At 43.2% G+C, this 9,154-nt stretch carries 1 protein-coding gene; it reads right to left on the bottom strand.

Annotation, left to right across the window (positions count from 1 at the left end):
* Positions 1-8,565 (bottom strand): fibronectin type III domain-containing protein (locus ACWPKD_RS13305; RefSeq protein ID WP_455413174.1); only part of this gene is annotated, 8,565 nt, incomplete at its 3' end.
* Positions 8,566-9,154 lie beyond the last annotated feature (589 nt).

Here is a 9,154-nt window from a genome sequence, read left to right as displayed (position 1 = left end):
GTTTGAATTCACGATGATAGTCAATGTAGCTGTTGGAGCACATTGTCCTGCATCCGGTGTAAAGGTATAAGTAGTGGTAGTCGTATTATCTAAGAACGGAGACCATGAACCTGTAACACCTTCATTGGACACAGTAGGCAATTCTGCTAATACCGTTCCTGAACAAATAGGCTCGATTGCATCAAAGGTTGGCGTAACAACCGGGTTAACCGTAATGGTCATCGTAGCCGTACTTGCACATTGCCCTGCATTAGGGGTAAAGGTGTAAGTGGTTGTAGTGGTATTATCCATTGCCGGAGACCAAGTACCCATTATTCCTTCATTGGAAGTGGTTGATAAGGTTGCTAAAGCATCACCACTACAGATAGGATCTACCTGATTGAATGTTGGTGAAACATTAGGATTCACTGTGATGGTTCCTGTAGCGATTACTGTACCACAACCTCCAGTTAATGGAATACTATAGTTAAACACTCCTGAAGCCGTTGGTGTACCACTAATGGTAATCGTATTGGCTGCCCATGAGGCTGTAACACCTGCCGGTAAGCCCGTAGCAGTCCCAATACCTGTTGCTCCTGTAGTAGTATGCGTGATAGCCGTCATAGCCGTATTAACACACAATGTTGGTGATGCTGATGCAGCACTTGTCGAAATATCAATTGTCACCGTGATTGTTCCTGTAGCGGTTACTGTACCACAACCTCCTGTTAACGGAATGCTGTAGTTAAATACTCCTGCTGCAGTTGGTGTACCACTGATGGTAATTGTATTACCTGTCCAAGAAGCAGTTACTCCTGCCGGTAAGCCTGTAGCAGCTCCAATACCTGTAGCATCTGTTGTTGTGTGCGTGATAGCGGTCATAGCTGTGTTGATACAAAGCGTTGGGTTCGCTGATGCCGCACTTACTGTATTCTCAGGGTTTACCGTGATAGTTCCGATAGCGGTTGCTGTACCACAACCTCCTGTTAACGGAATGCTGTAGTTGAACACTCCTGCCGCAGTTGGCGTTCCGCTGATGGTAATTGTATTACCTGCCCAAGTAGCCGTAACACCAGCCGGTAAGCCTGTAGCAGCTCCGATACCTGTAGCATCTGTTGTTGTGTGCGTGATATCGGTCATAGCCGTATTGATACACAACGTTGGGTTCGTTGAAGCAGCACTTACTGTATTGTCAGTTGTTACCGTGATTGTTCCTGTAGCGGTTACTGTACCACAACCTCCAGTTAACGGAATGCTGTAGTTGAACACACCTGCTGCAGTTGGCGTTCCGCTGATGGTAATTGTGTTACCAGCCCATGCAGCTGTTACGCCTGTCGGTAAGCCTGTAGCAGTTCCGATACCTGTAGCATCTGTCGTTGTGTGCGTGATATCGGTCATAACTGTGTTGATACAAAGCGTTGGGTTCGCTGATGCCGCACTTACTGTATTCTCAGGGTTTACCGTGATAGTCCCGATAGCGGTTGCTGTACCACAACCTCCAGTTAACGGAATGCTGTAGTTGAACACACCTGCTGCAGTTGGTGTACCACTGATGGTAATCGTGTTACCTGCCCAAGTAGCAGTTACCCCTGCCGGTAGGTTCGTAGCAACACCAATGCCTGTAGCATCTGTTGTGGTGTGCGTGATAGCGGTCATAGCTGTGTTGATACAAAGCGTTGGGTTCGCTGAAGCAGCAGATACTGTATTCTCAGGGTTTACGGTGATAGTCCCGATGGCGGTTGCTGTACCACAACCTCCTGTTAAAGGAATACTGTAGTTAAACACACCTGCTACAGTTGGTGTACCACTGATGGTTATCATGTCACCTGCCCAAGTAGCTGTTACCCCTGCCGGTAAATCCGTAGCAATATCAATGCCTGTAGCGCCTGTAGTAGTATGTGTGATAGCAGTCATAGTTGAATTAACACACAACGTTGTATTTGGTGATGCAGAACTTACTGTATTGTCATTTGTTACAATGATTGTCCCTGTAGCTGATGCTGTACCACAACCTCCAGTTAATGGAATATTGTAGTTGAACACACCTGCTGCAGTTGGGGTTCCACTGATGGTTATCGTGTCACCTGCCCAAGTAGCCATTATTCCTGCCGGTAATCCTGTAGCAGATCCGATACCTGTTGCTTCAGTAGTAGTGTGCGTAATAGTTGTCATAGTCGTATTGATACACAACGTTGGACTAGCTGATGCTGCACTTACTGTATTTTCATTTGTTACCGTGATTGTTCCTGTAGCGGTTACTGTACCACAGTCGCCAATTAACGGAATGCTGTAGTTGAACACACCTGCTGCGGTTGGCGTTCCGCTGATGGTAATTGTGTTACTTGCCCAGCTAGCTGTTACTCCTGCCGGTAAGTCCATTGCAGCTCCAATGCCGGTAGCTTCAGTGGTAGTGTGTGTAATAGCGGTCATAGCCGTGTTGATACAAAGCGTTGGGCTCGCTGATGCCGCACTTACTGTATTATTTGGTGTTACCGTGATTGTCATCGTCGTTGGAATAGCACATTGCCCTGCATTCGGTGTGAATGTATAGGTCGTTGTAGTTGTGTTATCCAAAGCTGGTGACCAAGTACCTGTAATACCTTCGTTAGAAGTTGTTGGTAAGGGCTGAATTGTTGATAATTCACAAACCGGATCAACTTGAGTAAATAATGGTAATCGGTTTCCGTTATCTGTATAAGTAATCTCAATTGTACTTGTACAATATAACGTTGTCCAATCGTATCTGTAAATACCCGGTAGTGTAAATCCACTGATAGTTGTAGTATTTTCAGTAGGGTCTCCAATAGTCGTTGCCCCCGGATTGTCGGTATGAGCAGACCATGTTCCTAAACCTGCAGCTACAACAGTAGATACATTGCTTGAACAATCTAAACTTAAAGGAGATACAGAAATAACACTGTTATCCGCTTTAAATTCAATACTATCTAAGAAGTTTCCGATAGTTGCACCTCCAACACTTGAAATGGATTGGAAAATAAATCGGGTAACTGTCTGACCTGCAGGTACGGTATAGGCACGTGCAGCAGGATAACTCCATGCATTTGGTCCGTTTCCTGTACTTCTTCTGTCAATCTCAACATATGGTCCTCCCGGAGGTCCTGCTAAAACGGCAACAGTGTCAGTACCTTGTCTTCCTTTGTGAGCATATCTGTATGTGAACACCGTACTTACCGGTGTTGCAAAATCCTGATACACTCCAGAAACTTCAGTTGCATTTAATTCGATAAACTGGTTTCCTGAATGCGCCGTATGATTTTCATAGTTTGGCGCCGGCCAAAATTCCATTTGATGCCCTGGAGCGGTTGTTCTCCATCCCAACACCATGTGATCATATAAATCAGCAAATCTTGGAAAAGTTCCACTAATTACAGGATTTTCAAAACTTGGATTAACGGTATTGATCAAACAGTCTACACTAGTTCCACTGGCAGGTGCCGTTGGAATTTTGACACAAACGTTAAATGTTACATTAGTATTAGTCGTAACTGTATTGATTGAAGCCCTAATAAAATAAGTGCTGCCTATTTGTAATCCTGAAAGCGTAGTTGAATTGTTATAGCTACATGCTAATTGAGTCAAAGCACCACAATTTCCAGAATAAACAGTCATCATGATCGGGTTATTGTATACTGAAAAATCTCTAAAATCAATAGTGTGCGAAGTATTGGTAGCCGTGAATTGGAACCAGATATCACCCGAGTTTGCAGTCCCACAGCTTGAGCCACCTACAGTTGAAACCGTAGCACCATTAAAAATTGCAGCTCTTACCTGAGTACACAGATCATTATTATTAACAGGAACGTTATAAGCTCCAGTACACTCATCATTTCCGATGAAAGTCGTAAATGTTTTAGGACCTGCCCAAGTACTAAATACTGATGTTGGAGTACAAACTGCTCTTACATAAAAATCGTAAGCTGTATACGGTTGTAAACCAGTAATAGTATAAGGTGGTGGTGTTGTAACCGAAGTACCTGTTGTTCCAGCCGTTGGTGCTGGAGATCCTGTTGGTAATACAATGATTTCCCATTCTGTTTCCGAACATCCCGGTGTCCATGTTACGTTAGCGCTGGTTGGCATCGGTGATCCCACTACAGCCAGGTTGTATGGCTTAGGACAAGTAGGAAGTTCTACTTTAAAATTATCAATCGCGGCCGGTGGCTGTGTTCCTGTTGTAGCATTATTTCTCCATTCAACGATCACACGCATAACTCCACCAACATATGGTGCACTGTTAACCGAATAGGATACATTCGTGAAAGCGGCACCACCATTTAATTGGTTCGATATAAAAATTCCTCCACTTGCAGCTGCTGTGATTCCCGTTCCCGCAGTAGGGGCATATGTAGCAGGCACAATCCAAACATTTATAAAGTCATTCGCTGCTTGTCCCATAGAACGCCAATCGAATGAAACGTTCACAGTTCCAGCACATGTTGCCGGTATTGCAATATCTCTATAAGCGTGAACAATTGATGTAGACGTAATTGTATAAGCATTGGTTGTACCGCTATCATTACTGATGTATAAGGCACGTGTACCGCCATTATTTGCAGCAGTTCCTTCAAACCATTTGTTCACTGCAGTTCCGTTAACTGTTGTCCAACCTGATGTTCCCTCAAAACCTTCATTATAAGGTATTATTGCAGGAATCTGTGAAGTAGTAAAGGTTCTTGGTCCCGTCCATGTACTTACATCTGTAGCAGAACTACAAACGGCTCTAACATAATATTCGTAATTAGTCGATGGGTTTAAACCTGTAATAGTAAACGGATTTGTTCCCGCCGGAATGATCGTACTTGATCCGGTTGGTTGCCCAGAACCTACCGGTTGAACTACAACTTCCCATTGTGTTTCAGAAGCACCGGCTGTCCATTGTACTGTTGCTGTAGATTGTGTCACACTCACTACAATTGGAGCAGTAGGAGCCGGACATGTAATAACCGTAATGTTAATATTATCTATGGCGGCAGGTGGTTGTGTACCAAGAGAACCGTCATTTCTCCATTCAAAAACAAATCTACCGGTCAGTCCAGCAAAGGCCGTAGCATTTACCACTAAATTTCTTCTGATCCATGTAGCTTGTAGGTTGATATTCCCACTAAGATTGATTCTGTCCGCTGCGGCTGTTATCTGTGTTCCCGGTGTTGGAACAAAAGTAGTTGGCACAAGCCATACTCTCAAATAATCAAAAGTAGATTCTCCTTGTGCGCGCCAGTCAAAACCAACGTTAACCTGATTAACACCTGCAGGAATCTGAACATCTCTATAGGTCTGTACCACAGAAGCAGCTGTAAGCGTATAAGTATTAGTCACACCACTGTCATTGGAAACGTACATAGCACGAGTTCCTCCGTTGTTCACAGCTGTCCCTTCAAACCATTTATTTGTTTGAGTTCCGTTCACCGTAGACCAACCGGATGTTCCTTCAAAAGTTTCTGCATAAGGCATTATTGCAGGAATTTGAGTGGTAGTAAATACTGTCGGTCCTGACCATGTACTTACATCTGTAGCAGAGCTACAAACGGCTCTAACATAGTATTCATAATTTGTAGACGGATTCAATCCGGTTACTGTAAACGGATTGGTTCCCGCAGGGATGATGATACTAGCTCCTGTTGGCTGTCCTGAACCCGGTGCTTGAACTACAATTTCCCATTGCGTTTCAGAAGCTCCGGCTGTCCATTGAAGTGTTGCTGTAGTTTGTGTTACAGCTGTTACCGTAAGTGCGGTAGGAGCAGGACAAGTAATAACGTTGATATTTATGTTATCTATCGCTGCCGGTGGTTGTGTACCAACAACGTTGTCATTTCTCCATTCATAAACAAGTCTTACAGTCTGGCCAGCAAATGCAGTTGCATTTACAACTATATTTCTTCTGGTCCATGCACCGTTTTGATTAATATTTCCACTGATGTTGATTCTGTCCGCAGCAGCAGTAATCTGAGTTCCGGCTGTTGGTATAAACGTAGTCGGAACAATCCATACTCTGAAATAATCGAAAGTGGATTCTCCTATCGCTCTCCAGTCGAAAGCAACATTGATCTGGCTTGTACCGGCAGGAATTATAATATCTCTATACGATTGAGCCACAGAAGCTGCCGTGACAGTATAAGCATTCGTAACTGCGTTGTCATTGGAGATATACATAGAACGTGTTCCTCCGTTATTCGCAGCAGTGCCCGCAAACCATTTGTTGGTCTGAGTTCCGTTTACTGTATCCCAGTCGAAGTTTCCTTCAAAGGTATCTGCAAATGGAAGTGGTGCCGGAACCTGAGGTGTTCTGAACGTAACAGGTCCGATCCAAATACTTGACGTAGCACCACAGTTAGCCAATACATATACATCATATGTAGTAGAACTGTTAAGTGGTGTAGCGTTGTATGTTGGAGTTGTGTTTACCGTTACTCCTTGCGTTGGCAAAGTCGGTGCCGGTAAGCCTGAAGTTTGTACCAATACCTGCCAAGAAGTTTCTGTATTTCCAGGAATCCAGTTAACAGTAGCCGAGTTCGCTGTAACGCCTGATACTGTCAAAGCAGTTGGTTCAGGACACGCCGGCATGTCTTCAATGATTACCTGATCGATATAGATTCTCGAACCGTTGGCACCCGGTGCCACATAGAAGCCGATATTCACGTTTCCGGAATAGGCTGCTAAGTTTACGATTCGCTCTATATAAGTAGTGTTGTTATAAGAAGCAGGTGCAACCAAAACCGATGTCATGTCTGAAGGAGATGCTCCGTTTGTGGAAAGTCTCACTTCAAACGTACACGGTGATGTACCTGTTTCTACTCTGTATCTGAATTTTAAACGCTGGTTATTGTTAAGCCCCATGATTTGTGGAGAAATCAACCAGTCGTTGTTCGCCACGGATGAAGCGACTAAACTCGCCGATTGATTTCCTTCGAACGGGTTGGTTGCATAATCCATGTTCCAGGAGTTGGCATCAGCATTTAAGTTTAGTACTGTCCAACAAGCCTGTGAGGTTGACGTACTGTTAAAGCCTTCCGTAAAAGGAATCGGGAATGCAGTACACAATGTTCTGAATTGGAATGGTCCTGCCCAGGCACTGAAAGTACCGCCACCACAATCTACTCTTACGTAGAATTCGTAGTTGGTGTTAGCTGTTAAACCTCCAATCGTTGCAGAAGTTGTTCCTGCAGGAGTTCCCGCACCTCCCGGTAAACCTGTTCCCGCCGGTTGAAATACATATTCCCACGCGGTTGCACTTGCCGGGTTACCCCAGGTTAAAGTTGCCCCTGTTTGTGAAATTCCTGATGCCCCCAAGTTATTTGGTGGAGGACATCCTACCTGTTGTATGGTTAAAGTATAAGGAATAGTTTGTGGAGTCCCTGAAGTCGAAATAACGATATAGTATGTAGTTCCTGCTGTAACAGCAAAGAAAGGGATGTTACGAACACCGCCCGCGGTATTAGCCACACCCGCCTGACATAGTATACCTACATCATTACAACTTCCATAAACAAAAACACCCGAGTTGTTTCCAGTCGGTGTCATTGAGATATCTACAACTCCTGTAAAAGTAGGAGTGAAGGAATAGAAAACATCATTACCGTTTAAATAGTTACCGGTAATTCCACAAGAAGCTCCAGGGCTTCCGTCAATAACATCACCATATAATCCGGTGTTGCTTGTATGCGTATAAGGAAGTGCTCCAACCACAATAGGTCCGGCACATGTTTGTCCTAAAGGAGTAGTAAGGAAGGTGAAAGGCCCTACCCAATTGCTTCGTACCCCTGCCGCACAAACTGATCTTACATAGTAAGAATATTGTGTTCCGGGAGTAAGTCCTGTAAGCATGTATGGGTTAGTATTAGCCGTAACGTTCGGAATTCCATCCGGTGTTGCAGGGTTAGCTGCATAATCAATTTCCCATGAAGTAGCAGGTCCGGGGCTGTTCCAGCCTAATTGTGCCTGTGTTGCACTAATGTTTGTCGCCGTTAATGTTACCGGGTCTAAACATTGTTGTGCCAAATTTACATTGTCTACCAACCAACGGTCTCCCGATGTTGTTGTACCTGTTTGCGTATGCACTCTTACAAAAGCTACATAAATCTGTTGTCCTACATAAGCATTCAGATTCAAAACAATCTCACCATAAATGTTGTAGCCAGTCGAGCCTCCGTTGGCCATGGCAATTTCCAGCTCTGATTCTGTCCATTGCTGGATGGTTGTAAAGCTGGCCTGATTGGTTTGAGATGTTGTAGAGACACGAACCTGGTAAAGTGTACCGTTGTCTCCCGAAAGCACCATTTTGGTCATAAAGCGCAGCTGCGCTTGAGCTGGGACCGAATATTGCGGAGCAACCAACCAGTCTTCGGAAGTATTTCCCTGACCGATATTTCCTCTGTCAATAAGTGCCGCGGATGTTCCGCTGGGATGCGGTCCGTAAAGCGTGGTGGTTGTCCAGTTTTGGACAGTTCCCACCCCATTGTCCATAACATTCCAGTTAGCAGGAATGCCAGATTCGAAATTTTCCGGAAACTGGGCATATCCTACAAAGGACAAAAGCGACATGAAAATTAAAAATGTAATTTTTTTCATAGTTAATAATTAGTTGTTTTTGTTTTGTAACACTTTTAAAATCCAGACTTTAAACCAGGGCAATTATTTTATAAAACTTTAGTCAGGGGATTATTTGTAACTGTCGTTTCCGGCAAGGAGAAACAACAAATGCAACAACTGTCCGACTTCTGTTTTAAAAATTATTTGCCGGCGGAATACCCTAAAGCATTCAGCTGCATGGCCTAACTTCTAAAAGTTAAAATGTGCAAAGCCAAAAATAAAAAAGTAATGAACCGGAGCGAATATGGCTAGATGGCTACAGTATTATATAAATATTTAATTATATAAGTTTTTACTTATGGTTTTTATTGTAGCTAAATTGTTTTAAGATGAAAAATTGTTATAAAAAACCCTGTAAACATTGAAAAATCACTAATTGTTGATTTTTAAAAATGGAAATTTACCACTGAAAATAAAGTATAATGCATGCATAATTTGTTAAACAAAAAAGGTAAATAGTTGGTTGATTTAAACAAAATAAAAAATTAATGTTATTTTTTGTAATTAAAAAAGACACATAAAAGTGTGGTTATTGTGCTGATTTTTAGATAATTTATAAATTTTGTTA

This window comes from Flavobacterium pedocola, from assembly GCF_053764385.1.
This window is presented reverse-complemented; position numbering and strand designations above follow the sequence as displayed.